The organism is Undibacterium sp. Jales W-56 (assembly GCF_025548535.1).
GTDB lineage: Bacteria > Pseudomonadota > Gammaproteobacteria > Burkholderiales > Burkholderiaceae_D > Undibacterium.
This window is the reverse complement of sequence record NZ_JAJLQW010000003.1, coordinates 414,912-438,559: the sequence shown is the minus strand read 5'-3', so window position 1 is coordinate 438,559 and position 23,648 is coordinate 414,912. Positions and strand designations below refer to the sequence as shown.

General features: G+C 54.7%; 28 protein-coding genes. 16 read left to right on the top strand and 12 right to left on the bottom strand.

The window, feature by feature from the left end:
* Nucleotides 1-72 precede the first annotated feature (72 nt).
* From LPB67_RS11150 to LPB67_RS11135, 4 genes are all read left to right on the top strand, one after another.
* Nucleotides 73-531 carry an Lrp/AsnC ligand binding domain-containing protein gene (locus tag LPB67_RS11150; protein ID WP_262837253.1) on the top strand — a complete coding sequence of 153 codons (459 nt, stop codon included), beginning with the start codon at nt 73-75 and terminating at the stop codon, nt 529-531.
* Nucleotides 532-748: 217 nt separating this feature from the next.
* Nucleotides 749-2,197 carry an alkaline phosphatase gene (locus LPB67_RS11145; RefSeq protein ID WP_262837251.1) on the top strand — a complete coding sequence of 483 codons (1,449 nt, stop codon included), beginning with the start codon at nt 749-751 and terminating at the stop codon, nt 2,195-2,197.
* A 33-nt stretch (nt 2,198-2,230) separates the two neighbouring features.
* Nucleotides 2,231-3,646 carry an alkaline phosphatase gene (locus tag LPB67_RS11140; RefSeq protein ID WP_262837250.1) on the top strand — a complete coding sequence of 472 codons (1,416 nt, stop codon included), beginning with the start codon at nt 2,231-2,233 and terminating at the stop codon, nt 3,644-3,646.
* A 95-nt stretch (nt 3,647-3,741) separates the two neighbouring features.
* On the top strand, nt 3,742-4,491 hold the full coding sequence (locus LPB67_RS11135; RefSeq protein WP_262837249.1) for a hypothetical protein: 750 nt from the start codon (nt 3,742-3,744) through the stop codon (nt 4,489-4,491).
* A 30-nt stretch (nt 4,492-4,521) separates the two neighbouring features.
* Here LPB67_RS11135 and LPB67_RS11130 read toward each other — a convergent pair whose 3' ends face one another.
* Nucleotides 4,522-5,358 carry a branched-chain amino acid aminotransferase gene (locus tag LPB67_RS11130; RefSeq protein WP_262837248.1) on the bottom strand — a complete coding sequence of 279 codons (837 nt, stop codon included), beginning with the start codon at nt 5,356-5,358 and terminating at the stop codon, nt 4,522-4,524.
* A gap of 68 nt (nt 5,359-5,426) precedes the next feature.
* On the opposite strand from LPB67_RS11130, the gene LPB67_RS11125 reads away from it, so the two are divergent.
* Both LPB67_RS11125 and LPB67_RS11120 read left to right on the top strand, forming a co-directional pair.
* Nucleotides 5,427-5,660 (top strand): hypothetical protein, encoded by a 234-nt coding sequence (locus LPB67_RS11125; RefSeq protein ID WP_262837247.1) that lies wholly within the window; start codon nt 5,427-5,429, stop codon nt 5,658-5,660.
* Nucleotides 5,661-5,672: 12 nt separating this feature from the next.
* Complete coding sequence (locus LPB67_RS11120) at nt 5,673-6,245, top strand: SAM-dependent methyltransferase (protein ID WP_262837246.1); 573 nt, start codon at nt 5,673-5,675, stop codon at nt 6,243-6,245.
* A gap of 82 nt (nt 6,246-6,327) precedes the next feature.
* On the opposite strand, the gene LPB67_RS11115 is transcribed toward LPB67_RS11120, so the two are convergent.
* Together LPB67_RS11115 and LPB67_RS11110 are read right to left on the bottom strand one after the other, a co-directional pair.
* The gene (locus LPB67_RS11115; protein WP_262837245.1) at nt 6,328-6,897 is read right to left on the bottom strand and encodes an outer membrane beta-barrel protein; all 570 of its coding nucleotides are present in this window, start codon (nt 6,895-6,897) and stop codon (nt 6,328-6,330) included.
* Between the two features lie 168 nt (nt 6,898-7,065).
* Entirely contained in the window at nt 7,066-8,067 is a 1,002-nt protein-coding gene (locus LPB67_RS11110) for a GlxA family transcriptional regulator (RefSeq protein WP_262837244.1), read from the bottom strand.
* Nucleotides 8,068-8,166: 99 nt separating this feature from the next.
* On the opposite strand from LPB67_RS11110, the gene LPB67_RS11105 reads away from it, so the two are divergent.
* The 4 genes from LPB67_RS11105 to LPB67_RS11090 all read left to right on the top strand — a co-directional run bounded on the left by LPB67_RS11105 (nt 8,167) and on the right by LPB67_RS11090 (nt 9,519).
* The gene (locus tag LPB67_RS11105) at nt 8,167-8,415 is read left to right on the top strand and encodes a tautomerase family protein (RefSeq protein ID WP_262837243.1); all 249 of its coding nucleotides are present in this window, start codon (nt 8,167-8,169) and stop codon (nt 8,413-8,415) included.
* 38 nt (nt 8,416-8,453) lie between these two features.
* Nucleotides 8,454-8,885: an MAPEG family protein gene (locus tag LPB67_RS11100; RefSeq protein ID WP_262837242.1), complete on the top strand. Its 432-nt coding sequence runs from the start codon at nt 8,454-8,456 to the stop codon at nt 8,883-8,885.
* Nucleotides 8,886-8,986: 101 nt separating this feature from the next.
* Entirely contained in the window at nt 8,987-9,382 is a 396-nt protein-coding gene (gene pcaC, locus LPB67_RS11095) for a 4-carboxymuconolactone decarboxylase (protein WP_262837241.1), read from the top strand.
* The gene (locus LPB67_RS11090) at nt 9,379-9,519 is read left to right on the top strand and encodes a hypothetical protein (protein ID WP_262837240.1); all 141 of its coding nucleotides are present in this window, start codon (nt 9,379-9,381) and stop codon (nt 9,517-9,519) included. The genes pcaC and LPB67_RS11090 overlap by 4 nt, the downstream gene beginning before the upstream one ends.
* Before the next feature lie 159 nt (nt 9,520-9,678).
* Here LPB67_RS11090 and LPB67_RS11085 read toward each other — a convergent pair whose 3' ends face one another.
* Genes LPB67_RS11085 through LPB67_RS11070 form a run of 4 tightly spaced genes read right to left on the bottom strand, consistent with a single transcriptional unit; the run spans nt 9,679 to nt 12,472 of the window.
* On the bottom strand, nt 9,679-10,128 hold the full coding sequence (locus tag LPB67_RS11085; protein WP_262837239.1) for a PEP-CTERM sorting domain-containing protein: 450 nt from the start codon (nt 10,126-10,128) through the stop codon (nt 9,679-9,681).
* A gap of 60 nt (nt 10,129-10,188) precedes the next feature.
* Nucleotides 10,189-10,899: a riboflavin synthase subunit alpha gene (locus tag LPB67_RS11080; protein ID WP_262837238.1), complete on the bottom strand. Its 711-nt coding sequence runs from the start codon at nt 10,897-10,899 to the stop codon at nt 10,189-10,191.
* A gap of 55 nt (nt 10,900-10,954) precedes the next feature.
* Complete coding sequence (locus tag LPB67_RS11075; protein ID WP_262837237.1) at nt 10,955-11,467, bottom strand: DinB family protein; 513 nt, start codon at nt 11,465-11,467, stop codon at nt 10,955-10,957.
* A gap of 30 nt (nt 11,468-11,497) precedes the next feature.
* Nucleotides 11,498-12,472 (bottom strand): LysR family transcriptional regulator, encoded by a 975-nt coding sequence (locus LPB67_RS11070; RefSeq protein WP_262837236.1) that lies wholly within the window; start codon nt 12,470-12,472, stop codon nt 11,498-11,500.
* A 158-nt stretch (nt 12,473-12,630) separates the two neighbouring features.
* Here LPB67_RS11070 and LPB67_RS11065 point away from each other — a divergent pair, with 158 nt between their 5' ends.
* The 5 genes from LPB67_RS11065 to LPB67_RS11045 all read left to right on the top strand — a co-directional run bounded on the left by LPB67_RS11065 (nt 12,631) and on the right by LPB67_RS11045 (nt 16,354).
* A complete protein-coding gene (locus LPB67_RS11065) occupies nt 12,631-12,948 on the top strand; it encodes a hypothetical protein (protein ID WP_262837235.1) in 318 nt (105 codons plus the stop codon).
* Between the two features lie 66 nt (nt 12,949-13,014).
* Nucleotides 13,015-13,428 carry a DUF2798 domain-containing protein gene (locus tag LPB67_RS11060; protein WP_262837234.1) on the top strand — a complete coding sequence of 138 codons (414 nt, stop codon included), beginning with the start codon at nt 13,015-13,017 and terminating at the stop codon, nt 13,426-13,428.
* Between the two features lie 399 nt (nt 13,429-13,827).
* Nucleotides 13,828-14,433: a TetR/AcrR family transcriptional regulator gene (locus LPB67_RS11055; RefSeq protein ID WP_262837233.1), complete on the top strand. Its 606-nt coding sequence runs from the start codon at nt 13,828-13,830 to the stop codon at nt 14,431-14,433.
* Nucleotides 14,434-14,547: 114 nt separating this feature from the next.
* Nucleotides 14,548-15,549 (top strand): NADP-dependent oxidoreductase, encoded by a 1,002-nt coding sequence (locus LPB67_RS11050; RefSeq protein WP_262837232.1) that lies wholly within the window; start codon nt 14,548-14,550, stop codon nt 15,547-15,549.
* A 100-nt stretch (nt 15,550-15,649) separates the two neighbouring features.
* A complete protein-coding gene (locus LPB67_RS11045; protein WP_262837231.1) occupies nt 15,650-16,354 on the top strand; it encodes an SDR family oxidoreductase in 705 nt (234 codons plus the stop codon).
* 180 nt (nt 16,355-16,534) lie between these two features.
* Here LPB67_RS11045 and LPB67_RS11040 read toward each other — a convergent pair whose 3' ends face one another.
* Nucleotides 16,535-18,400: a phosphoenolpyruvate carboxykinase (GTP) gene (locus LPB67_RS11040; protein ID WP_262837230.1), complete on the bottom strand. Its 1,866-nt coding sequence runs from the start codon at nt 18,398-18,400 to the stop codon at nt 16,535-16,537.
* A 409-nt stretch (nt 18,401-18,809) separates the two neighbouring features.
* Between LPB67_RS11040 and LPB67_RS11035 the strand changes: the two genes are divergently transcribed.
* On the top strand, nt 18,810-19,790 hold the full coding sequence (locus tag LPB67_RS11035; protein ID WP_262837229.1) for a D-2-hydroxyacid dehydrogenase family protein: 981 nt from the start codon (nt 18,810-18,812) through the stop codon (nt 19,788-19,790).
* 6 nt (nt 19,791-19,796) lie between these two features.
* Here the strand turns inward: LPB67_RS11035 and LPB67_RS11030 are convergent, their stop codons facing one another.
* From LPB67_RS11030 to LPB67_RS11015, 4 genes are all read right to left on the bottom strand, one after another.
* Nucleotides 19,797-20,615 (bottom strand): substrate-binding periplasmic protein, encoded by an 819-nt coding sequence (locus LPB67_RS11030; protein ID WP_262837228.1) that lies wholly within the window; start codon nt 20,613-20,615, stop codon nt 19,797-19,799.
* A gap of 181 nt (nt 20,616-20,796) precedes the next feature.
* Complete coding sequence (locus tag LPB67_RS11025; protein WP_262837227.1) at nt 20,797-21,240, bottom strand: GNAT family N-acetyltransferase; 444 nt, start codon at nt 21,238-21,240, stop codon at nt 20,797-20,799.
* Between the two features lie 98 nt (nt 21,241-21,338).
* Nucleotides 21,339-22,760, bottom strand: coding sequence for a M28 family metallopeptidase (locus LPB67_RS11020; RefSeq protein WP_262837226.1), 1,422 nt, complete (start codon nt 22,758-22,760; stop codon nt 21,339-21,341).
* 94 nt (nt 22,761-22,854) lie between these two features.
* Nucleotides 22,855-23,631 (bottom strand): L-asparaginase, encoded by a 777-nt coding sequence (locus LPB67_RS11015; RefSeq protein WP_262837225.1) that lies wholly within the window; start codon nt 23,629-23,631, stop codon nt 22,855-22,857.
* Nucleotides 23,632-23,648 lie beyond the last annotated feature (17 nt).

Below are 23,648 nucleotides of genomic sequence, written 5' to 3'. Positions count from 1 at the left end.
CAAGGTATATCGGAATTTTCTATTTTATGAGAAAATTACACCGAATTTTATTAACCACTACTCTGACTTCTTATGCTCGACAAAATCAGTAAAAGAATTCTGGCCGAATTACAAAATGATGGCCGCATCAGTAACGTAGAACTAGCGACCCGGGTCAACCTGTCCCCCGCCGCTTGTCTCGAGCGTGTACGTAAATTGCAAGAGTCCGGCTACATCCTGGGCTACACCGCGCAACTGAACCCGCATTTGCTGGATGTTGCGCTGCTGGTGTTCATCGAAGTGGTGCTCGACAGGACGACGCCCGACGTGTTCGATGCCTTCAAGCGCGGCGTACAGGCGATCCCTGAAGTGCTCGAATGCCATATGGTTGCCGGCGGTTTTGATTACCTGGTCAAGGCCCGCGTCAAGGACATGAACGCTTATCGCGACTTCCTCGGCAAATCCCTGCTGCAATTGAACGGGGTGCGCGAGACGCATACTTATGCCGTGATGGAAGAAGTCAAAAATACCACGAATCTGCCTATCCGCTAATATTCGCTAATGACGGTCTTGCCGGTCGTGGGTCATGTGATGAAAAAGAACTCCTGACGCTTGTTCAGTGAGTTCTTTTTATTTGAGCCCGGTTTTTGTTGATACAACTTCGCGATCGGGAGCCAAGCAGGTGTCATAAAAATTTAATCAACCCGTCACGAACCCGTCACACAGTGTTGTTACAGTCTCGGTTTTTCATACTAGCCGGATAGACGACATGACACGCAGACCTTTCTACGCCGCTGGACTCAGCGTTGCAATCAGCACTTTGATCGCCGCCTGTAGCAGCACGACTCCCGTTACAGATTCCGTCGCAGACGCGCCTAAAAATGTCATCTTCTTCCTCGGCGATGGCATGGGCATGACGACCATGACGGCAGCGCGTATCTACGCCGTCGGTGAAGACGGCGAGTTGACGATGGATACCTTGCCTGAGACGGCCTTCGTCAAGACTTTTTCCAACGACGCTCAAGTTACCGATAGCGCCCCGTCGATGTCCGCCTACATGACAGGCGTGAAGATGAATAATGAAGTGCTGTCGATGTCGCCTGACACGCTGGCAATCGATCCGCTGGCTGACGCCAACGGCAATAAACTGGCGAGCAACTGCGGTGCCAAGAACGGCACGCCGGCAACGACCTTGCTGGAACTCGCCAAGGCTAAAGGTTTATCTGCCGGTGTCGTCACGACCACGCGCGTAACCCATGCGACACCCGCCGCCACCTACGCGCATATCTGCCATCGCGATCTGGAGAACGATATCGCAGCGGCGGCAGTGCCAGGCGGCGCCGGTTACAACAGCGCCTTAGGCAGCACCGGCCTGGATGTATTGCTGGGTGGCGGACGTCAATTTTTCACCCAGTTTAAGGATGGTGGCAAACGTTCCGACGGGCGTGACCTGATCGCTGAAATGAAGGCGAAAAACTATGCTTACGCCAGCAACAGCACAGAGTTCAACGCAATTGACGGCACCAAGACCGATCGACTGCTCGGCCTGTTCACGTCTAGCCATATGAGCTACGACCTCGACCGCGATCCGGCCAAAGAACCTAGCCTGGCCGAGATGACGACCAAGGCCATGGATGTGTTGGCAAAAAATTCCAAAGGCTATTTCCTGATGGTCGAAGGCGGTCGTATCGATCACGCGCTGCATGAAACCACCGCGAAAAAAGCCTTGCAGGACACCGTCGCTTTCGACAACGCGATTAAAGCCGCAATCGCCAAAGCCAAGCTTGCCGACCCTGATCTGAAAAACACCCTGATCGTGGTTACCGCCGACCATGACCACACGCTGGTGCTGAACGGTTACGCCAAACGTACCGGCAAAACAGCCGCCGGCAATCCTGGCGTACTCGGCGTGGTGAAAAACTATGTGACCGGGGTACCGGACAAGGATCTGGATGGCGCACCTTACTCCATCATCGGCTTCGGCAATGGTGAAAACCGCACGCAGGGTAGCCGTTCCACGATGGCCAGTCTGGATGAAACCGTGACCAGCGCGAATACCTATCATCAGGAAGCCGTGGTCCGGGTGGCCGCCGGTAGCGAAACCCACGGCGGCACCGACGTCTTCCTCGGCGCGATCGGCAAAGGTGCGGACACCTTCCTCGGCACGATCGATAACACCAAGGTTTTCAGCCTGGTGAAAACTGCCTCTGGTCTGTAACCGGTCCGTACATATTAAGAATTGGAAAACATCATGAAACACACACTCAAGTTCTCCTTGCTGGGACTGGCTTTAGCTTCCGCATTCGCCAACCCATCTGCGTATGCCGCAGGTGAAGCCAAGAACATTATTTTCTTCCTCGGCGATGGCATGGGTCCATCCACCGTCACGGCTTCGCGCATCTACAAATACGGTGAAGACGGCAGTCTGAACATGGATAAGCTGGAACGCACAGCGCGCATCAAAACGTATTCGAATGATGCGCAAACCACCGACAGCGCACCGTCGATGGCCGCGTATATGACCGGCGTCAAGATGAATAACGAAGTGATCTCCATGTCGCCGGAAACCGTAGCGACCTCGCCGTCCAAAGATGCGAATGGCAATCTAGGCATCAACAACTGCGCGGCAAGCGGTAATGGCGTAGCGGTGCCGACCATCCTGGAACTGGCGAAAGCCAAAGGCAAGGCGGTCGGTTCCATCACGACGACCGAATTGACGCATGCCACGCCGGCCGCGACCTACGCCCACATTTGCAATCGCAATGCGCAATACACGATTGCAACGCAAGCGGTCCCGGGCGGCGCCGGCTACAACGCCGCGCTCGGCGATGGCGTGGATGTCTTGATGGGCGGCGGCCGCAACCATTTCACCCCATTCGATGCAAGCACCAATCCTAAGGGCCGCGCCGACGGACGCAATCTGTTGAACGAACTCGCTGCCAAAGGCTATACCGTGGCAGCGACTAAAGCGGATATGGCGGCGGCCCCGAATAATAAAAAATTCATCGGTCTGTACAGCAGCAAGAGCCACCTCGAGTACGAACTCGATCGCGCTGCCACGCCACCGGTCGGCGAAGGTGCAACACAACCGAGCCTGGCCGAAATGACTACCAAGGCGATGGATCTGTTGTCGCAAAACGCCAACGGCTATTTCCTGATGGTGGAAGGCGGCCGTATCGATCACGCCCTGCACGGCACCAACGCCAAGCGCGCGCTGGTCGATACGATTGCATTTGACGATGCAATCAAAGCGGCGCTGGACAAAGCCAAATTGACCGATCCGACTTTGGCGAATACCCTGATCGTCGTTACCGCGGATCATGACCATACGCTGGCATTCAACGGCTACGGCAAACGCGGCAATCCGATTCTGGATATCAATCGCAACTATAAAAACGGTAATCCAACGCTCGATGCGGACGGCAATACCTACACGACCCTGGTATTTGGCAACGGTCCAAATCGTCCCGACCTGCGTACCAATCTGGACAGCACAAGCGTGTTGGCCGACAACTACCTGCAAGAAAGCGGTGTGCGTTTAGCCAGTGAAACGCATGGCGGCGGCGACGTAAAACTGTTCGCCACCGGTGCCGGTGCCAAGATATTTAAAGGCACATTGGATAACACCAAGGTCTTCGGTTTACTGAAGTCGGCGTTTGGCTTCTAAGTTGGATTAAGTCACGCGAAGTTGTACCAAGTTGCACGGGTAGCGTGAATAACAAGGTGAGCCACAGGCTCACCTTTGCTTTTGGAAAGATAAGTATGAAACCGGTTTCGAATTTATTGGCCGTGCTGTTGACCAGCGCCATGGCATTCCCGGCGCAGGCGGCGCCAGCTGTACCAGTTGCACCTGGAAATAATCCACCTGATCTCGACCTCAACATTCAGTATTACAGCAAAGTATTGACTGCCGAAGGCGTGACGCGCGAAGCGCGCTATGAAGAAAAAATGCTGCGTCGTCCGGGCCATGTCTGGGTCACCCGCGTGTTGCCGAAAAATGCCGTGGAAGCGCATGACGACGACAGCAAAATCGTGAGCAAAAACAAAGCCGCGTTGCCAGTCAATGCGACAGAACACAAGCACTTTAACCATGTCGTGATTCCGCGTCACGTGATCCTCGAGAACAACAAGGCCAGGGTCGAATACGTTGATGCGCATAGCAAGGATATCGTCGCGATTCCTCCATCGGAATACGAAAATGTGAATTTCGACGGCTCTTGGGATAACGCGTTTTATTTACTGGATCCAAAGTTAGTGAAGACGATGCCGTATTCCGCGCAAGTCTCCCCTGTGCCTGGTGCCCGCTGGCGTGAACGCGAGAAGAACGGCGTTTATCAACGGGTTTTATGGGATGAGCAAAAGCAGATTCCCCTGGTCATAGAAAGCGGCGACAAGGCCGCGACTTTTTATCGTCGTGTGGATGTCAAGCCACTCGCCGGCTTGACGCGCGAATTGCCCTGGTTGAATTTGAAGGGATATGCGCAAAAAGAGTATTCGGATTTTCTGGATTAAGCCGGCCCTAAGCCTTACATCGCTCAACTCTTACTCTGCCTGCATCCACTGGAAATACAAATCCTTGGCGCGCGTGGCAATCGGGCCTATCGCTAGCTCGCGGTCTTCATAACGGATGCACGGCGTGACTTTGCCATAATTGCCGGTGTTGAAAATCTCGGTCGCGTTGCCTAATTCTGCGGGTGTCACGCTGCGTTCTGTCACCGTAATCCCATCGGCCGTCAACAGCTCAATCACGCGGGCACGGGTGATGCCGGACAAGAAGCTGCCGTTGGGCACCGGTGTCACGACCTCGCCGGATGCGGACACGAAAAAAATATTGGCAGTCGCAAACTCGGCGACATTGCCCTGACTGTCGCACACCACGGCGTTATCAAAGCCGCGCTCCTTGGCTTCGCGCAATGCCTTGGTCGAATTGGGATACAGGCAGGATGCTTTCGCATCGGTTGGCGCCATACTCGGATCAGGACGGCGCAATACCGACAGGCAGGCCGAGAAGCCAGAGAACGGCGGCAAAGGCGCATCAAATAAGGTCAGCGCAAAACTCGATTGATCGGGATCCGGGATCAGCAAACCGTCGGTGCCGAATACCAGCGGACGGATGTACAGCTCAGCATCCGCGGGAAATTGCCTGATCCCCTCGCGGCATAAGGCTTCTATCTCATCGACGGTATACGGACATTGCAGACCCAGGCGCTGTGCCGATTGCACTACGCGCGCCAGATGCAAGCGCAGATCCGGCGTCTTGCCGCGGATGGCGCGGGCACCGTCAAACACGCTGGAACCCAGCCAGACCGCATGATCCATCGCGCCAAACAAGGGCGTATTCCCTTCGCTCCAACTGCCTTTGAAATAGGTGAGGTACATCGATCTGTCCTTTATGCTCTGAGGTTGATAATTTGGCTGCACGAGTCGTATGCCTGATTTACTTTAGCATGAGAGCATGGCGATTTATAGCGGATAAAGAAATTTTGCAGATCCAATTAGAATTTACCGATATCGTATCCGCACTATCCATGCGCCTTTCTGAGCAAAAGTCTTCGATAAACCGCATGGATAGTGCGGATACGATTTCAGGAATGCGGCGTCAGTCGGCCAATCGCTTGCACAAAGCGCCGCACTCTGCGGGCATTGGTGTATATTCCGCTGCCACACCATTTTTACCCTGACAGGACAAGTTCATGCTGATCATCACCATTAAACAAGGCAAGGAAAAAAGTCTGCTGCAAGGCGAACCCTGGATCTATGTCTCCATGGTAGCGCGTGTCGATGGCAAATATGATGAAAAGATGAAGTCAGGCACTACCGCTTTAGTGCGCTCGTCATCGGGACAGTTTCTGGCGCGCGCCAGCTGGAGTCCAAAATCGCAAATACAGGCCAGAGTCTGGAGCTTCGATGAAAAACAAGCGATTGACCATGCATTTATCAAGCGCCGGGTGCAGACGGCGCTCGCCAAACAACCTATGCCGATCAAGCCGGATGGCAGGCAACGCCGCCTGATCAATGCCGAGCAAGACGGCTTGCCCGGTTTGCTGGTCGATCATTACGGCGCCGCACCCGGCTATCTGGTCTGCCAGTTTCAGGCCGCAGGTGTGGATGCCTGGAAAGTCACGATCGTCCAGACCCTGATCGCGCTGACCGGCTGCCCGAATGTGTTTGAGTATGCCGATGAACTGGTGCGCAAGGGCGAGGGTTTGCCGGTAACAGGCGGGGTATTGGCGGGCGAAGAGCCGCCGCAGGCATACCAGCCTTAGGGTTCAAAATGAGTCAAAAATAAAAAAGGCATGCCTGAGCATGCCTTGCTTCCCATCATCGATTGCCTGAGGCAATCAACAATTAGAATGTGTATTGAACGCCAAACGAGAGGTTGGAGATCGTCGTTTTTGCATTATCAAAGTCGGCAACTTTAGCATCGCGACGTTCGTATTCAGCGCGCACACTCACATTGTCCGCAACTTGGTAGGTAGCGCCAAGGCCGGCCACGGCTTGAGTGGAATTTTTGGATGTGGAACCGCTCATGTTACCGACGTAGCCGGTGGTTTCGCCTTTGACGTAAGCAACGCCCAATTTTGCAAAACCTACCCAGCCGTTCATTGGCGTGCTTTTCAATACGCCCACAATATCAACGCCACTTGCTTTGAATTCGCCCCTGATGTTGCCAGCGCTTGCTGTCGCTTTACCCAAAGAGAAATAGCCTGCTTCGGCAGCCAGATTTTGTGTGAAGTTATAGCCACCCACTAATTTGAATGCCGTATCGGATGTGCTGCAAGTTGCCGCGCCTGAACAATCAACATTCCATTTAGCCTGACCAACGGTAGCTGCAACATAGGTTTGTGCAGAAGCACCGGCGCTCACAGCGATGCCAGCGACCATCAGAGCAGCAACAAGGATATTTTTCTTGGACATTAGAATCTCAAATCAATTAAAAAGTAAAAAAATATACCTGCATCAAGCAGGTACATCGTGATTCGACAGAATTACATCAAATTTCATGTCAATTTACTATTTTACCTGTTTGTATTGTCTTTGTCGAAACTATTTCCAGATGAAAACCGTTAAACCGGCTTACCCATGCTAGCTGCGCAAACCAAAGCGCTGCCGGTATTCCCTGGGTGTTACCTGCGTCCATTGTTTGAATACCTTGCTCAGGCTCGATACATCCTGGTAGCCGCAGCGTCCGGCCAGTTCTTCCAGCGACAGTCTGGTGGTTTCCAGCAAGGCTTTGGCGCGTTCTATCCGCAATTGCTGGACATATTGGGCCGGACTCAGATGCAAGGTCTCTTGAAAGCGCCGCAACAGGGTGCGCTGGCTGGTGTGGCAGTGCCCGGCCAGCTCGGCCATTGCCCACGGCTGGTCGAGTCGCTTATTCAGCCAGCGACGTGCCCGCTCGACGATCGCATGCCCCTGATTTTGTATCATGGCGCTGGCAATATACGGCGCCTGGCTATTGCGGTTGGCATCGACGACCAGCATCTTGGCGCACAGTTGCCGCAAGCTTTCGCCACAAAAATGCGCGACCAGCCACAAGGCCAGATCGATATACGAGGTCAGCCCGCCGGAGGACACCAGATGGCCATCCTGCACGATCAGTTCTTCGGCTTCCAGCATCACTTGCGGATACTGCTGCCGAAAATAGCCGGCTAGCCACCAGCTGGTGGTGGCGCGCTTGCCATCCAGCACCCCGATGTTTGCCAGCAGGCAGGTCGCGGAACAACTCGCGATCAGCAAGCGATCCCCGGACAGGTAGTCACGCAGCGCCGCCTGCTCCGCTTGCAGCAAAGCCAGGCGCCCGGTGATGTCGTAGGCGCTTTGGTGATCGATCCCGGGCAGCATCAGCGCATCGAGGTGTTGTCCGACCAGCGGCTGTGTTGCAAAACTTAATCCGTTGATGCTCGCGGCGCTCTGCTCTCGTGCGCTAAGCCAGAGCGTTTCCAGCGAGAGTTGCTGCGCCGCCGGGCGCAACCCGAGCAGCGTATTGGCAATCGAGAACACGTCGCGCGGCACCACCGTGCCGCTGAGCAAGCAGCCGGGATAAACCAGTATGCCTATCCGTATGGTTTTTTTGGGAGGATTCATTTGGCGAATTAAACCATAAATATGTCATTTCAGCCAATGGTAGTCCTCAGTCCGCTTGCCGATAATGGGAACTCCATACACCCACAGCAGGAGTTTGCCATGCCTTACGTCAACGTCACCACCATCCGTGGTTTGCTCAGTCCCGGGCAAAAACAAATTTTGATTAACAAGTTGAGCGATGTGCTGGTTGAAGTGGAAGGCGCAGGCAACCCTGATTTCAGGAAAATGGTCTGGATCAGCATCGAAGAGCGTGCCCCGGAGTCATTCGGTCTGGGCGAATTGCGTCCTTCCAGCGCATCGATTGCACAGTTTGTTGCCGTGCGCGATGCCGCAGTCAACACCAGATAAGCCGGACTATTTCTTCGATTTTTTCACAGGAGCCACTGATGTCCCACTATCCCGCTTTGCATGTTTTTGTGTTCAGTTTGCTGGCCTTATTTGCCAAAACAAGTTTGACCAGCGTGATTCAAATCCTCAGCCGTTTTCGCAGCAGGCGGTTTTTATTGCCGGAAGACGCGGCTTTGGCCAGAGCTGCGCCGGTAGCAAGCGAGTCGCCTTTTGTACAGCGCTGCGCGAACGTCTGGCGTAACGATGTCGAGAATTTGCCTTTGTTTTTAATGCTGGCGCTGACCTATGTCTTGCTGGGCGCGGAGCCGGAACCGGCATCCAAATTATTTGCGACTTATGTGCTGATACGCTATGCGCACACCATCGTGTATCTGCGCGGCTTGCAGCCCTGGCGGGCGATGTTGTATCTGTCCGGCATGGCAGTATGCTGGACATTGGTTGTCGCAATTGTGCTCAGAATCGGTGTTTAATTCAGCCTTTAATTCATCGCCTTAAAAGCGTCGACCTTGACCCCGGCCACCCCGCTGGCTACCATGCATGATGGAAAATCAATACCGGTCAGGGATGCAGCATGGATCAACAGTTTGAAGACGGTTTGCGGATGCGCAAACAAGTGATGGGCGACGCCTTTGTCGAGAAGGCATTTGTCAATGTCGACGCGTTCACCGCGCCGCTGCAAGAGTTCGTCACCCGCAACGCCTGGGGTACGGTCTGGTGCCGCGATGGACTCGATTTAAAGACCCGCAGCCTGATCACACTCTCCATGCTGACGGCCCTTGGCCGCGCGCATGAGATTCGCGGCCATGTCCGCGGTGCCGTCAATAACGGCGCAACCATGCAAGACATCCAGGAAGTCCTGCTGCACGCCAGCGTGTATTGCGGCATGCCGCTGGCGATCGATGCCTTCCGTTCAGCGCAAGAAGTATTAGCAGAAATGGGCTTGATAATCGCGGAGAACCAGGCATGAGCGACAGCAAGACAAAAGCCATCTCTGGAAGAAGAACAATTGATGGTAACGGAGGGCAGCCTGACTTTGCATTTTTAACCATACCGATACGGTTTGCCGTTATCTGGTCATCGGCGAGCGCAATCTGCACGATGTGATTGTGTATCTGGACAGCAACCGCGTCAGCGTACGCTTGACCGGCGAAGGTTATAACAAGGCTGCGGTGATGGCGTATTGGGAAGGGGAGAAAGAGTAGAGATCAGAAATAAAAAACGCCCAGACTGGCTAGGCGTTTTTTTGAACTCTTCAATTCTTGATTATTGCTTACGGCGACGAATTGCAGCAAGACCAATCAAACCTAATCCTAACAAGCCAATGCTGGCCGGTTCAGGAACATTGTTGGTCGTTGCATTTTTTACGTACAGTAATTCGTTGACCAACAAACGGTTTGCATCCGCATTGGGAGAATGGAAATTTGTGGTTGTCTGCCCGCCAAATGCCGCAAAACCACTACCGTACTGGAGGCCGCCAAAAATAATGCCGCCGGTGCCAGACACTAAGTTGCTCAGACCAGCGCCGCTGACTGAAGAATGGGAAAAATAAGTACCAGTATAGGCGCTGGCAATACCGCCGGCAGTCAAGCCGTCGGCGATACCCAGTGCCGTTACCGTTGCTGTTGAACAGGCGTTGGCATAACCGTTCCAATTCATCGTCATGCCAAAACCAAGGCTGGCACTAGCCGGACCGGTGTTTGGCGCATCGTTCAAAAATAAACGACCGCCGCCGCTGACATAACTTTCTAATACTGCCGTGTTGGCAGCAATAAATTAATTAACTTGTTTCACATCAACGGACTTCGCTAAATCTTCCACCGCCACACCCTGCTGCTTCAATAAAGCTTCCAGCGCCGGCAACAGCGGCCCCAAGGTTTCTGCCAGCATCATGCGCACGGTATCGACCACCACCTGGGTGGCGCGCTCTATCTCGATGTTCAAGGCCGCCCCGGCTTTTTTCTCGGCGAACACTGTCATGCGCAGGGTTTCGGGGATCAGCCAGACTTCGAACCAGCCTTGTTCTCGATTGACTTCGGCGACGGTCAGGCTGGCGCCGTTGACGGCGATATAGCCTTTGGCGAAGATGTAGCGCAGCCATTCTGGCGGAACGGCGATACGGATGACGTAATTGTTTTCGAGTTCGCGGATGGCGGCGATGCTGGCGGTGAAATCGATGTGGCCGGACAAGGGGTGACCACCGATTTCTGCGCCATCTCTGGCAGCTCTTTCTACATTGACTCGACTATCTTGCTGATAAGCGCCGAGCGTGGTGATCGCCAGACTTTGCTGCATGACGTCGAACTCGGCGCTGTGATCGTCGGGCAGCGCTGTGACTGTCAGGCAGACGCCATCGACCGCGACGCTGGCACCGATTTCCAGATCCTGGCAAAAACCGGGCGGGAAATCGAGTTTAAAAGTACGCAAGCCGGGTTTGTCGGAGAGAGTCGCAATGCGTGCGATGCCTTGTACGATGCCAGTGAACATAATTTTTAATGAGAAAATTGAAAAAACGTATTTATGGATGACATTGCGCGGCCGGTTACGTCCCTTTTGAGCGGCGTTCGGGTTCTGACGCATGCAAGAATTTTGTGTACAGGTCGCGCGGCGGCGCAATTGAGAGTTGTGCCAGAATACGTCCGACTGCGCCACGATGATATGTTCCATGCGCAATCACGTGCATCAGCATTTCTTCCCCTGACATCCGACCGCTATCACCGTCGGTGAATGTGAACGAGATGCGCTCCTCCAGTGCTTGCGCATTGGTATTCGCCAGAAAATGACTGAATTGCGCGTCCATTGCTGTTACTGCCTGAAGTAACTCATTGAGTAGCGGCGTTTCCGGGGTATTGGTCGCCGTGTAGGCGTGCCGCTCTTGCCTTAGGTTGGCGAAAAAAATACAGTCCACCACATACATGTGATTCAGCAGGCGGATTGCTGCATGTCGTTCGGCTGGATGAGCGGACTCATCCACAGTGGCAACAGAGCCAAACAATTCCTGATTAGCCCAGGCTTTGTAGTCGAATAAGGATTTCAAAAGCGTCGCGCTACTCATATTTTCCTTTTCTTAATTATCTACTGGGACTCAGGTATCTAGCTGGACATCGTGTCCCACGCTGGTAATCAGATTTGATTGTGTCATTGTGATCAGATTATCGCGCAACCATTTGTGTGCCGGATTGCGGCCATCGCGTTCGTGCCACAACATATCAATGTGTACGTCAGGTAAATCAAATGGCAGTTCTTTCCAGATCAGCGCATCGGTCATGCCGGTCGACTCAATCAGATGACGCGGCAATACGGTCAGCAGATCCGAATTAGCGACTACTTTACCACCGGTAAAGAATTGATTCACCGTCAGCAAGATACGGCGCTCACGGCCCATATGTGCCAGGGCCTCATCCACCAGACCATGGGCGCGGCCGGAAAAGCTGACCAGCAAATGATTCGCGCTGCAATAGTCGTCCAGGGCCAGATCCTTGTCGGCCAGCGGATGTCCCTTGCGCATCACGCAGACATAGTGGCCGGAATACAGACGCTCATGGCGGATCGGACTGCTGGACGCATTTTGTCCGCCAGCGAGCTGCGCCACCACGCCGGGAAAAAAGCCGACTGCAATATCGATGTCGCCGCGTATCAGCATGGGACGAGGCTCGCGGGTGGTCAGCGGCACCATGCGGGCGTTCAGTCCCGGCGCATCGCTCTCGATGGCGCGCACCAGGGTCGGCATCCAGAGCGCTGCAGTTGCGTCGGCCATTGCCATGCGGAAAGTTGCTTGCGCTTTGGAGACATCAAAACTGGTTGGGGCAATCGCGGCTTCCAGGTTCGATAAGGCGAGCCGGATTGCCGGCCACAGGGTTTCGGCACGGGGTGTCGGCTTGACGCCATAGGCGGTGCGTATCAGCAGTTCGTCGCCAAGCGAATGACGCAGGCGTTTCAACGCATTCGACACCGCAGGCTGGGTCATTGCCAGCTTATCGGCGGCCCGCGTCAGGTTTTGTTCAATCATCACGGCATCAAAAACCCGTAATAAATTCAAATCAAGTGTCAGAAAATTCATGGTCAGTGCTCCGGCAAACTGAATCGGTCGGTAAAGCTAATCTTTGCACAATTATTCACAAACTGCATAGTGGATATGGAAAATCAAAATTAGATTTATATATTGCAGTGCAATATAGTGTAATCATCGCAAAAATACACAGACAAGTGGAGAATATTATGACTTTCCTCAATATCGCTTTCCCAGCTACCAGTGCCATCCCTGTTGCAGAAATGGCCATCAGCAGCGTGATCGCTGCCGCACGTCCTTTGTTGGGCGTAGGTATCCTGGCAACTATGCTGGTGGTGTTCAAGCCTATGATCACCGGCATGCTGCGCGCTGCCCTGGTCGTCATGAAGCCGAGAATGACCCGTGAACAAAAAAACGCCAGCCGCAATTTACGCAATATCCTGACGATCCGTCGTATTGCCAGCGACCTGGATGCGACCTCGCCAAACATGGCAGCGGAACTGCGCGCTTTAGCTGCACGCGCTTAATACGTTCTCAGTTGCCATAAACAATAGGCAATAAGTTGCAACAAGGTATTTAAAACGGGAGCAATCATGGAATCTGCCTACACCTCGGATGCCTTGCCGGATTATCGCAAAAATCGGCCCGTACGCGCAGTCGCCGGATCCAAGAGCCTGGCATCGATGCTGCCAACCATAGTGACCACAGGTGTGATCACCCTGGTGGCTACGGCCGTGATGCGCTTGCTGTGGCTGGGTTTTAACAATGATTTCTTTGGTGCCTGGATGGAAGCATGGCTGACCACCTGGCCTATCGCCTTCCCGATTGCCTATATGCTTAAACCAGTCGTATATCGTCTGAGTCATGGCGTCAGCCGGGACGCTGCGACTGCGGCACCGGCTGGTAAAGTCAAAGGTTTATCGCTCGGCGACGTGACTGCGGCTTCTGTACATGCGACGCGGACAGCACCACTGAAATTGCTACAGAGTCCGTATATTCACCGTTAATCCCGAACGCAAGTAATCCTGCTCCCGGCAGGATCAAGCCGCACATCAGGTGCGGCTTTTTTATTTCAACATGACGTTAGCACCGAATTTGGCTGAGGCTCGCCACAGCGAGTTTCCTTAGGGAACAAGCGGGTTGCTAAGTCCGCAGTCGATGCGGCACAACCCCAGGCGCAGCCTGTCGAGTTGCCCGATGATGCGTCAAGCGCGTACCATCAGGTCATGGTCGCTCGTTCTTCATCGTGTTTTTACGCATCTACCTAAAGCTGGATGCGTTTTTCTGCGTTTCTGTGGATTCGTTGACTTCCCTCTGTACGCTTTTACGATCTTCCGCAAATCCTTATCAGAGGTGGGCTGCGTAATATCAGCCCCTAATTGTTGCGCCTTGGGTTTAACTATGGCATGATGTTCGTCATGCGAAAATCACCAACCAATATCCGAACCGCTGCCAAAGAAGCCTCGCACGAACGCATCGTCGATGTCGCTGCTCGCGCTATCCGACGTAGCGGCTATGACGGCACGGGTGTCGCCGACATCATGAAAGAAGCCGGCCTGACGCATGGTGCCTTTTATGCCCATTTCTCCTCCCGCGAAGCCATGCTGGTTGAGGCAGTAGAGCGCGCTGGGGCGCAAGCCAACGCTGTGGCAGCAAGTGTCGTCGCGGCCGTTCCGCCGGCGCAGTCTTTGCAAGCTTTGCTGTGTGCGTATCTCTCAAAAGAGCATCTTGATGGTATCGAAACCGGATGCCCGATCTCAGCTCTAGGTTCCGAAATGCCGCGCCAATCGCCGGAGGTGCGCCGTGCAGCCACGCGCCGCATCAAAGAGATGATTGACCTTATCGCACGTCAGATGCCGGACTGGGGGCAGCCCAGCGCGCACGAACGTGCGCTGGTGACCGTGGCCACGATGGTTGGCACATTGATGCTGGCCCGTGCGGTCGATGATAATGCGTTGTCTGACGCGCTATGCAACGCGACATTGAAGAGCCTGGACCAGGTTGACGGTTAAATCATGTACCTATTCTTTTTCGCTTGCTTAAAAATATGATGATCATCATACCAAATTATTTAATCAGCTAGTCCTTAAGTTTTAACCCCACACTTTTTGAAAAGAGCAAATACCATGAAAGCATACATCCTTGATGGTTATGGAAAAAAAGCGCAGTTACGGGCAGGCGAAGTGCCGGAGCCAGAGTTGCGCGAGGACGAGGTATTGGTCCAGGTTCATGCTAGCGGCGTGAACCTTTTGGATTCCAAGATCCGCGACGGCGAGTTCAAACTGATACTGCCATATCGTCTACCCTTAGTCCTCGGCCACGACGTCGCCGGGATAGTGACTAAGCTTGGATCACGCGTGCGGCAATTCAAAGTTGGCGATGAGGTCTACGCCAGGCCAGATGATTTCCGCATCGGCACGTTTGCGGAATTCGTTGCGGTCAAAGAAGATTCGCTGGCGCTAAAGCCCAATAACATCAGCATGGAAGAAGCCGCATCCCTCCCTCTGGTTGGCTTGACGGCTTGGCAGGCGCTGGTCGAAAAGGCAGGACTGAAAAAAGGGCAGAAGGTTTTCATCCAAGCAGGCTCCGGTGGTGTCGGCACATTTGCCATTCAATTGGCCAAGCATCTAGGAGCAACTGTGGCAACCACCACCAGCACAGCAAATATTGCTTTGGTGAAGAGCCTCGGTGCAGATATCGTCATCGACTACAAGAAAGAGGATTTCGAAACAATCCTGAGCGGCTACGACGTAGTGTTAAATAGCCAGGATGCCAAGACGCTAGAGAAGTCCTTGAATGTGCTGAAACCCGGTGGAAAACTCATCTCCATCTCAGGACCGCCTGATCCCGAATTTGCGTATGAAATCAAGGCTCCGTGGTTGGTGAAACAAGTCATACGCCTTCTGAGTTTTGGCACCAGAAGAAAAGCCAAACGCCTTAACGTTAGATACTCGTTCCTCTTCATGAAAGCCAGCGGTAGCCAATTGCGCCAGATCACAGCTCTGATCGAATCTGGTGCCATACGCCCGGTAGTCGATAAGGTCTTTCCATTCGCCTCAACTAACGACGCGTTGGCTTACGTCGAAAGCGGGCGCGCTAAAGGAAAGGTCGTTATCAAACTTCTATGAATCATCACTTGAATCATCGCCATAAACACAATCGGTAATTGCACGTCCATTCATATGACGATCATCATATTTTGATCGCTATTTAACCCAGGAGTCTCAAATGAAAATTGAAAATGCTGTCGTCCTCATCACTGGTGCCAACCGCGGAATCGGCTTGGCGTTTGCCCGCGCATTGCTCGCTCGTGGTGCCCGCAAGGTCTACGCCGCCGCGCGTAACCCTGCTACGGTTACTTTGCCAGGTGTTCAGGCTTTGCAGCTTGACGTGACTAAGCCCGAGGAGATCGCCGCCGCCGTTAAGCTGGCTGCAGATGTGAACATTGTGATTAATAACGCGGGCATTGCCGAGCCCGGCGGGTTTCTGGCACTGGGCAGCGAAGCAGTTGCGCGGCGCATTTTTGAGACCAATTTTTTTGGCATGCTGAACATCAGCAAGGCTTTTGCGCCAGTGCTGAAAACCAATGGCGGGGGTGCGCTGCTGAATGTGTTGTCGGTCGCGGCGTGGCTCAACGGCGCTGAATTGGCCGCCTATTCGGCCAGCAAATCGGCCGCGTGGTCGCTGACCAACGCACTGCGTCACGAGCTGGCGGGGCAGAAGACACAGGTACTCGGCTTGCACATGGCCTATGTCGACACCGATCTCACCCGGGGTTTCGATGTCCAGAAGAGCAGTGCTGAAGAGATCGTCCAGCGCGCGCTTGATGGACTTGAGGCGGGCGTCGATGAAGTGTTGGCCGATGCGCTGACCCAGCAGGTCAGGCAAGGATTGGCGGCGCCGCGCCCGGTCTATCTTCCCCAAGCCAACTGAGCCCACAACATCTGCTAAGCAAGCGACTCCCCCAACTGGTTTTGCACTATGCAAGCCGGTCAGCGTCGCAAAAAACGCAAAAATTACAAGCATGGGGATCACAGTTTTCCGTTCTGCAAATAAAAAAGCGCGACTCGATCGTCGCGCTTTTTAGTAAGGCAAACAGCCTGAATCGCCAAATTAAGTCGACAGACGCTGCGCCAAAGCCGCTTTAGTCGCAGCCAGTTCCGCCGGCAAATGGTAATTCAGCTTGTCGAACAATTCCGTGTGCAGAGCCAGCTCGGCTTGCCACGCGGCTTTGTCGATCGAGGTGATGGTATCGAACTGGGCTGGCGTGAAATCGAGGCCGTCCCACGTCAGATCCTTGAAAGTCGGCGTGATACCGAAAATATTTTCGACGCCATTGGCCTTGCCTTCGATCCGTTCCAGCATCCATTTCAAGACGCGCATATTGTCGCCGAAACCGGGCCAGACGAATTTGCCGTTGGCATCGGTACGGAACCAGTTCACGCAGAAAATCGCCGGTGGTCTGGCACCGGTCGCCGCGATTTTTTTACCCATATCCAGCCAGTGCTGGAAATAGTCGCTCATGTTGTAGCCCATGAAAGGCAGCATCGCGAACGGATCGCGCCGCACCACGCCCTGTTGGCCCACGGCGGCGGCGGTGGTTTCCGAGCCCATGGTGGCGGCCATGTACACGCCTTCGACCCAGTTGCGCGCTTCGGTCACCAGCGGCACGGTAGTCGAACGGCGACCGCCGAAAATGAAGGCGGAGATCGGCACCCCGGCCGGATCATCCCAGGCGGCATCGATCACCGGATTCTGGGTGGCGGCGACGGTAAAGCGGGCATTCGGATGCGCTGCCTTACGTCCGGTTTCCCTGGCGATTTCCGGAGTCCAGTCCTGGCCTTGCCAGTCGATGACATGCGCCGGCGCTTCTTTCGTCATGCCTTCCCACCAGACATCGCCATCGTCAGTCAACGCGACATTCGTGAAGATGGTGTTATGCGTCAGCGAGGACATGCAGTTGGAATTGGTCGAGGTGTTGGTACCCGGCGCCACACCGAAGTAACCGGCTTCCGGATTGATCGCATATAAGCGACCGTCGGCACCCGGCTTGATCCAGGCGATATCGTCGCCGATGGTGGTGACTTTCCAGCCTTTGATGGCCGGGATCAGCATCGCGAAGTTGGTCTTGCCGCAGGCTGACGGAAACGCCGCTGCCACATAATGCTTTTTGCCAGGTTGACCATTTACTGCGGGAGACTCAACACCCAGAATCAGCATGTGTTCAGCCAGCCAGCCTTGATCGCGGCCCATGGTCGATGCGATGCGCAAGGCGAAGCATTTTTTGCCGAGCAAAGCATTGCCGCCGTAACCGGAACCGTAGGACCAGATTTCACGGGTCTCTGGATAATGCACGATGTATTTTGTCGCGTTGCAAGGCCATGCGACATCGGCCTGACCCTCTGCGAGCGGCGCACCAACCGTGTGTACGCAAGGAACGAAATCGCCATCGGTACCGAGCACATCGAACACCGCTTTGCCCATGCGGGTCATGATGCGCATGTTCACGGCGACGTAAGGCGAGTCGGACAATTCGACGCCGATGTGGGCAATCGGCGAGCCCAGCGGACCCATCGAGAACGGCACCACGTACATGGTACGGCCATGCATGCAGCCGTCGAACAAGGGATTCAGGGTGGTACGCATCTCGGCTGGCGCCATCCAGTTATTGGTCGGGCCGGCATCTTCCTGCCTGGCGGAACAGATGTAAGTACGGTCCTCGACGCGCGCCACGTCGGACGGGTCGGAGCAAGCCAGATAGCTGTTCGGACGCTTGGCTTCGTTGAGTTTTTTCATGGTGCCGGCGGCCACCATCTGGGCGCACAGGCGGTCGTATTCTTCTTCGGAACCGTCGCACCAGTAGATGCTGTCCGGTTTGGTCAGTGCCGCCATGTCGGCGACCCAGTTGATGAGCTTTTGCTGCTTGACGTAAGCGGGGACATTCAATGTCGCCACGCCACGCATGATAGGTTGATTCACGATACTACCTCCAATGCCATTTAATAGAAATCTGTGTAGCGGCACGGCAGGATCGTCGTTAGGGGTGTCGGGCGGTGCGAGCAACGGCCTAAAGCGGGCTCAAGCACAACGCGGACAGGCTCGATGACGGCGGTTCTGTCGGATGAAGAATTGGTCTGGCGGATCGTTTTTGACGCCGGACCTACTCTTACGAAAGCAACAATGTAATATTGCATTCAGACTTACGCCCGGCATGATATTGCAGGCGGAAGAATCAAAAAGCTACGTGGGCAGTAATTGTACACTCGCAACCCGTTCAGAGCGAATTTTGCTTCAAAAATGTTATTAGTGATACATGCTATTTGAAAGCGAAATGCAAGCTAAGGCTGAACTAATGAAAAAAAATAAACCGAAACCCCAAGGAATTCACATGAAAATAGCGATCCTCGACGATTATCAGGATGCCGTGCGACAACTCGCCTGCTTCGATTTATTGCAAGGCCACGAGGTCAAAGTCTTTAATAATACGGCCGTCGGGCTGGGGCAATTGGCGATCCGGCTGGCTCCTTTCGATGTTTTGGTCTTGATTCGCGAGCGCAGCAGTTTCCCGCGTGCCTTGCTGAGCAAATTGCCGAATCTTAAATTGATTTCACAAACCGGCAAACTGGCCGGTCACGTCGATGTCGCCGCTGCCACCGAATACGGCATCAAGATCGCCGAGGGCCTTGGCGATCCGACCGCACCGGCCGAACTGACCTGGGCGCTGATCATGGCGGCCTCGCGCAAGATCCCGCTGTACGCCGGCAATTTGCAGCAAGGTTTATGGCAAACCGCCTCGATCCATCCCGCTGCAAATTCGCTGGGACGCGTCTTAAAACGCCGCACCCTGGGCATCTGGGGTTACGGCAAGATCGGCAAAATGATCGCCGCCTATGGCAAGGCATTCGGCATGCATGTGCTGATCTGGGGGCGGGAAGCCAGTCGCGCGCAGGCGCTACAAGATGGTTATCAGGCTGCCAATTCAAAAGAAGCGTTTTTTGCTGCTTGCGACATTCTCAGCTTGCATCTGCGCCTGAACGATGCAACGCGCGGCAGCGTGACCGCGGACGATCTGGCGCGCATGAAACCGGATGCCTTGTTCGTCAATACCAGCCGTGCCGAGCTGGTCGTGAGCGGTGCGCTGGAAGCGGCTCTGGGTGCGCCTGAACCGCGTCCGGGCTGTGCCGCACTCGATGTGTTTGAAAGCGAACCTGTCGCCGCCCAACATCCGCTGCTGCGGATGGAGAATGTACTGGCAACGCCGCATCTCGGCTATGTCGAGCGCGACAGTTATGAGTTGTACTTCCGTGCCGCGTTTCAGAACGTGCTGGATTTTGCGAACGGCACGCCATGCAATCTGGTCAATCCCTGACAGGTCCTAGGGCGCGCTTGACGTGCCCAGCCGCACCACTTCCATCGGCGGGGTCTCGCCTGGCAGCCATTTTTTATAGATTTTTGCGTAGCCGCCGCTTTTCTTCAGCCAGCGGAATGCCTCTTCCCAGGCCTTGATCGTGCTGGCGGGCGTCTTGCGGGAAAAAGCCAGATACAACTCCAGACTGTCCAGCACCATGACTTGCTCTACCTCGTCGGGCGCATGGCCAATTTCCTTGATGATCGAAGGCACCACCAGGCTGCCTTCTACCCATAGATCGAAGCGGCCGCGCAGCAGCATGGTGGCGATGGTCTGCGGCTTGGATGCCTCGCTGATATTGGTATATCCCTTCTTGCGCGCGGTATCGGCAAAGATGCTGGAATGATAGGCGCCAACCGGTAGTTTTCGCATCCCCTCGCCCATTGCCAGCAAGCGGGCGGCATTGCCTTTGCGGGTGTACAACGCGGTGTTCGAGATCACGACGGGACCGAGCAGCACCACCAGTTTTTCGCGTTCTTCCGAACGTCCCATCGTGAAGAGCATGACATTCGGCTCTTCCAGAACCGCGTTATATCCCCGGGCCCAGGGCACCACCTGAACGACATTCGTGCTCCCCAGTCGTTCTTGCAAAGCCTGGACGACCTCCACAGCCATACCCTCGGCTTTTTTATCGGCGTTGGCGTAGGAGATCGGCGGCCAGTCTTCGGTGTAGATGTCCAGGTTCTGAGCACTGACAAGGACATGCTGGCAAAGCAGGCCGAGCAGCAGCCAGCAGGAGGGGGCGCTAAGCGCGCGCAAGCGACGAAAAAGCGATATCTGGTTCATGATGGATCACGCCACTTTCAAGTAGAGATGATGGTCAGTAAAACGGATGCTTGTTTCTAAAACGCCCAACGGTACTCATCGTGCAAATCAGGTGATTGACGGTGTTGCGAATGCGCTATGACGGATCATGCGCCGATTGCCGGCACTAAGCCAGTCCTGGTATGAAAAAATTCAGTAGGTTTTACAACTCGAGTGACAAAATAGACCTAGGCCAGGCAACCTTCGCAGAAGGAGCTTGAGTACCGATGACCCTTGCGCCCAAGCCTAAGTAGAAATTTTTTGCCGGAGGATGAGATACGATTTTGACCGCGCCAACTTTAAAGGATGTAGCTAATGTTCTCATATGATCAAATAGATGTGCACCGACACCCCGCCCCTGCGCTTCGTCGCGGACAAACATGAGATCGAGTTCGGCTTGATTCGGAGTAATGACCAAAGAATAGAAGCCTAAGACGGTCTCGCCTTCTTCGGCGATATATACATTGTCAGAAGTAATTTGCTCAGGTGATACAGTGTAGCCATCAAGGATTGCTGAATAAGAGCCTTGATATGCAGCAGAGGCATGCATGAGTTCAGTGAGAGTATTGCAATCACCTGTTTTGGCGCGACGAATGCTGATGCTCATTTTTCAATCTTACGTAAATAGATTAGCGCTGATGATGACAAAATCTGATAAAGCATGCGCAACGCCCAGATTTTTACACACATTATCCATCGGCATATTCAGCGCAAGGGCAGCGGATACGTAGCGACGCTGACGTTGCCGTTTTTATCCACGGCTTGCAGCGCAAAAAAGACATTGTCCTTGGAGACATTTTTTACCGTGTAGCTTGTGACATTGCCGACCTCCAGGCTGTGTTGCCAGGTCGCCGCCGTGGTATCGCGCCAGACGATGCGGTAACCCGCCAGATTGGCTTCGGCATTCGCCTGCCAGACCAGGCTGGTGCTGTTTTCGAGTTGGGCGGTCTGTATTTTGACTTGCGCTGGCGCGGCAGGGGCGCTTGCCAGCGAGGCCAGCGCTGCGGCGTTAATCCGCGCCACCTGGGCGGTGTAATTGACATCTACAAATTCCGGCAAATCGCCGAGCTTCACATCGTTTTCCGTGCGCACATTCTGGTGCTGGTGATTGAAATCTTCATTCGGTTCAGTGAAGCGTAAAGCCGCATAGCCTTGCTCCAGAAACGGGATATGGTCGCCGCCGCGCAGGTAACGGTCGCGCCGGTTGACGATGGTGACCTTGAAGTTCGGCACATAGGCTTCGCCAACCTGTTTAACATAGCGCGCCAGTTGTCGCGACGGGGAATCGTTCTCGCCGCCGGTGCTGATCAGGGTGCGCAAGGCTTCCGGCATCTCGGCCAGGGCAGGTATGCCTTCGGCGAACAAGCGCACTTGCGTGTTATCGATATGACCGTCATCAGCGCGTGAACTGCCGATGATGTCGTTGGTGAACATGCCGGCGATATGCATCTTGTTGGCACGCGCTGTCCTGGCGAAATGCGCCGCGCCAAACAAACCCTGCTCTTCGCCCGCGACCGCCATAAAAATCAGGTTTGCATTGAGCGGGTATTGCGCCTGCGCCATCACGCAGGCCATTTCCATCACGGCAGCGGTGCCGGAGGCATCGTCATTGGCACCGGGGGCGGACGACGTCGCATCCATCACATCGCTTGCGCGCGAATCGTAATGACCGCTGACCACGTAATAACGCTCACTGGGCACGGCACTTTTCAGCTCGGCGACCACATTCACGATCTCGGTAGGCCGGGTCAGGCGGCGGCTCACGGGTTCGGTGTAACTGTCAAACCGGACGGCGAGTCTGGCGACCCCTTGCACCGTACCGCAACGCTCCAGTTCGGCTTTGATCCAGCGTCTTGCGGCACCGATGCCGCGGGTTTCGGAGGCGGTATCCGACATGGTATGACGGGTGTCGAAGCTGACCAGCTTGTTGATGTAGGTTTCGATACGCGCCGCAGAAATTTCCTTGACGATTTGTTCAATCGCAGGCTGGCGCTGGATCGCTTTGACCGGTGGCCAGTTTTCGGCAGGGCTTTCCACGCTTTGGGCATGAACCTGCAGCGTGGCGCTCAGGCACAGGCTTGTTGCCAGCAAACAGGCGTAACAATGATTCTTCAAGGTTTTCTTCATAATTTTAATATACCCTACCTAAGTATATTTTAATCACCGCATTAAAATAGCCGGAATCAAGCCTGTTTGTATAAAAAATCGGGGGAGTATCTGTTTAAGGCGATAAAGACAGATTCAGTCCCGCAGGCAGCACGTCATGCCGCACCACCGGATAGCGGGACAGTTGAGCGGACCAGGCAGCCGGTCCCCAGATGCGCTCCCATCCCGGCGGCCACGCCAATGGCTGGCCTGCATAAGCCGGCGTACGCAGGCGCACGGCAAAGACCGGTAAGCTGGCGGGCAACGGCGCATCCGGCGTATCGGCCCCCAGGCTGTAGGCATAATGCGGCAGCAAGGCATCGCAGACCTGGGCGAACCATTGCGTATGATCTTCGTCATGTCCCAGGGCTTGCGCCAGACCGGCCGGGTCGAATTTCGCCAGCGCCGCGATCAGCTCAGCCGTACTGGCACCCGGCGCATCGCCCCAACCCATCACCGGATTGAAATTGTAATCGGCCCCCGAGCCATACCAGCCTTCGCGCCACGGTCTTTGCATCCAGTGCCGCGGTCCGCTGAACAATTGCCAGCGCCAGTGCAGGCCCGACGGTTTGGGCCAGCTATACAGATACAGTTTTTGATAACCGGCGCTATGCAATTCGCGCACCATCGCCATCAGGCGCGCATGCGGCATGCGTTCCGGCGGCTGGCGGCGGAACAGGATCGCCTCGCCATCGGCATGCTGAATCTCATCGGTCGATAAATTCAGATCCAGCGTGCGCGATTCATTGCCAAAACGCGCAGCCACCCAGCCCGTCAGCAGATTAACGGCGGTCAAGACGCCATAGCCGCGATGACGGTGAAAGATAACGGTGCCGGGAGCGATCGGTTTCATGAGGCTGCAAAGGATGA

What these genes read in the sequence shown, in the direction of transcription:
- LPB67_RS11145 (WP_262837251.1), top strand. Translation starts at nt 749, where the DNA reads ATGACACGCAGACCTTTCTACGCCGCTGGACTCAGCGTTGCAATCAGC.
- LPB67_RS11115 (WP_262837245.1), bottom strand. Translation starts at nt 6,897, where the DNA reads ATGTCCAAGAAAAATATCCTTGTTGCTGCTCTGATGGTCGCTGGCATC.
- LPB67_RS11055 (WP_262837233.1), top strand. Translation starts at nt 13,828, where the DNA reads ATGATGTTCGTCATGCGAAAATCACCAACCAATATCCGAACCGCTGCC.
- LPB67_RS11030 (WP_262837228.1), bottom strand. Translation starts at nt 20,615, where the DNA reads ATGAACCAGATATCGCTTTTTCGTCGCTTGCGCGCGCTTAGCGCCCCC.
- LPB67_RS11050 (WP_262837232.1), top strand. Translation starts at nt 14,548, where the DNA reads ATGAAAGCATACATCCTTGATGGTTATGGAAAAAAAGCGCAGTTACGG.
- LPB67_RS11060 (WP_262837234.1), top strand. Translation starts at nt 13,015, where the DNA reads ATGGAATCTGCCTACACCTCGGATGCCTTGCCGGATTATCGCAAAAAT.
- LPB67_RS11035 (WP_262837229.1), top strand. Translation starts at nt 18,810, where the DNA reads ATGAAAATAGCGATCCTCGACGATTATCAGGATGCCGTGCGACAACTC.
- pcaC (WP_262837241.1), top strand. Translation starts at nt 8,987, where the DNA reads ATGGATCAACAGTTTGAAGACGGTTTGCGGATGCGCAAACAAGTGATG.
- LPB67_RS11015 (WP_262837225.1), bottom strand. Translation starts at nt 23,631, where the DNA reads ATGAAACCGATCGCTCCCGGCACCGTTATCTTTCACCGTCATCGCGGC.
- LPB67_RS11025 (WP_262837227.1), bottom strand. Translation starts at nt 21,240, where the DNA reads ATGAGCATCAGCATTCGTCGCGCCAAAACAGGTGATTGCAATACTCTC.
- LPB67_RS11150 (WP_262837253.1), top strand. Translation starts at nt 73, where the DNA reads ATGCTCGACAAAATCAGTAAAAGAATTCTGGCCGAATTACAAAATGAT.
- LPB67_RS11075 (WP_262837237.1), bottom strand. Translation starts at nt 11,467, where the DNA reads ATGAGTAGCGCGACGCTTTTGAAATCCTTATTCGACTACAAAGCCTGG.
- LPB67_RS11070 (WP_262837236.1), bottom strand. Translation starts at nt 12,472, where the DNA reads ATGAATTTTCTGACACTTGATTTGAATTTATTACGGGTTTTTGATGCC.
- LPB67_RS11130 (WP_262837248.1), bottom strand. Translation starts at nt 5,358, where the DNA reads ATGTACCTCACCTATTTCAAAGGCAGTTGGAGCGAAGGGAATACGCCC.
- LPB67_RS11120 (WP_262837246.1), top strand. Translation starts at nt 5,673, where the DNA reads ATGCTGATCATCACCATTAAACAAGGCAAGGAAAAAAGTCTGCTGCAA.
- LPB67_RS11105 (WP_262837243.1), top strand. Translation starts at nt 8,167, where the DNA reads ATGCCTTACGTCAACGTCACCACCATCCGTGGTTTGCTCAGTCCCGGG.
- LPB67_RS11065 (WP_262837235.1), top strand. Translation starts at nt 12,631, where the DNA reads ATGACTTTCCTCAATATCGCTTTCCCAGCTACCAGTGCCATCCCTGTT.
- LPB67_RS11140 (WP_262837250.1), top strand. Translation starts at nt 2,231, where the DNA reads ATGAAACACACACTCAAGTTCTCCTTGCTGGGACTGGCTTTAGCTTCC.
- LPB67_RS11020 (WP_262837226.1), bottom strand. Translation starts at nt 22,760, where the DNA reads ATGAAGAAAACCTTGAAGAATCATTGTTACGCCTGTTTGCTGGCAACA.
- LPB67_RS11090 (WP_262837240.1), top strand. Translation starts at nt 9,379, where the DNA reads ATGAGCGACAGCAAGACAAAAGCCATCTCTGGAAGAAGAACAATTGAT.
- LPB67_RS11125 (WP_262837247.1), top strand. Translation starts at nt 5,427, where the DNA reads ATGAGAGCATGGCGATTTATAGCGGATAAAGAAATTTTGCAGATCCAA.
- LPB67_RS11045 (WP_262837231.1), top strand. Translation starts at nt 15,650, where the DNA reads ATGAAAATTGAAAATGCTGTCGTCCTCATCACTGGTGCCAACCGCGGA.
- LPB67_RS11100 (WP_262837242.1), top strand. Translation starts at nt 8,454, where the DNA reads ATGTCCCACTATCCCGCTTTGCATGTTTTTGTGTTCAGTTTGCTGGCC.
- LPB67_RS11110 (WP_262837244.1), bottom strand. Translation starts at nt 8,067, where the DNA reads ATGAATCCTCCCAAAAAAACCATACGGATAGGCATACTGGTTTATCCC.
- LPB67_RS11080 (WP_262837238.1), bottom strand. Translation starts at nt 10,899, where the DNA reads ATGTTCACTGGCATCGTACAAGGCATCGCACGCATTGCGACTCTCTCC.
- LPB67_RS11135 (WP_262837249.1), top strand. Translation starts at nt 3,742, where the DNA reads ATGAAACCGGTTTCGAATTTATTGGCCGTGCTGTTGACCAGCGCCATG.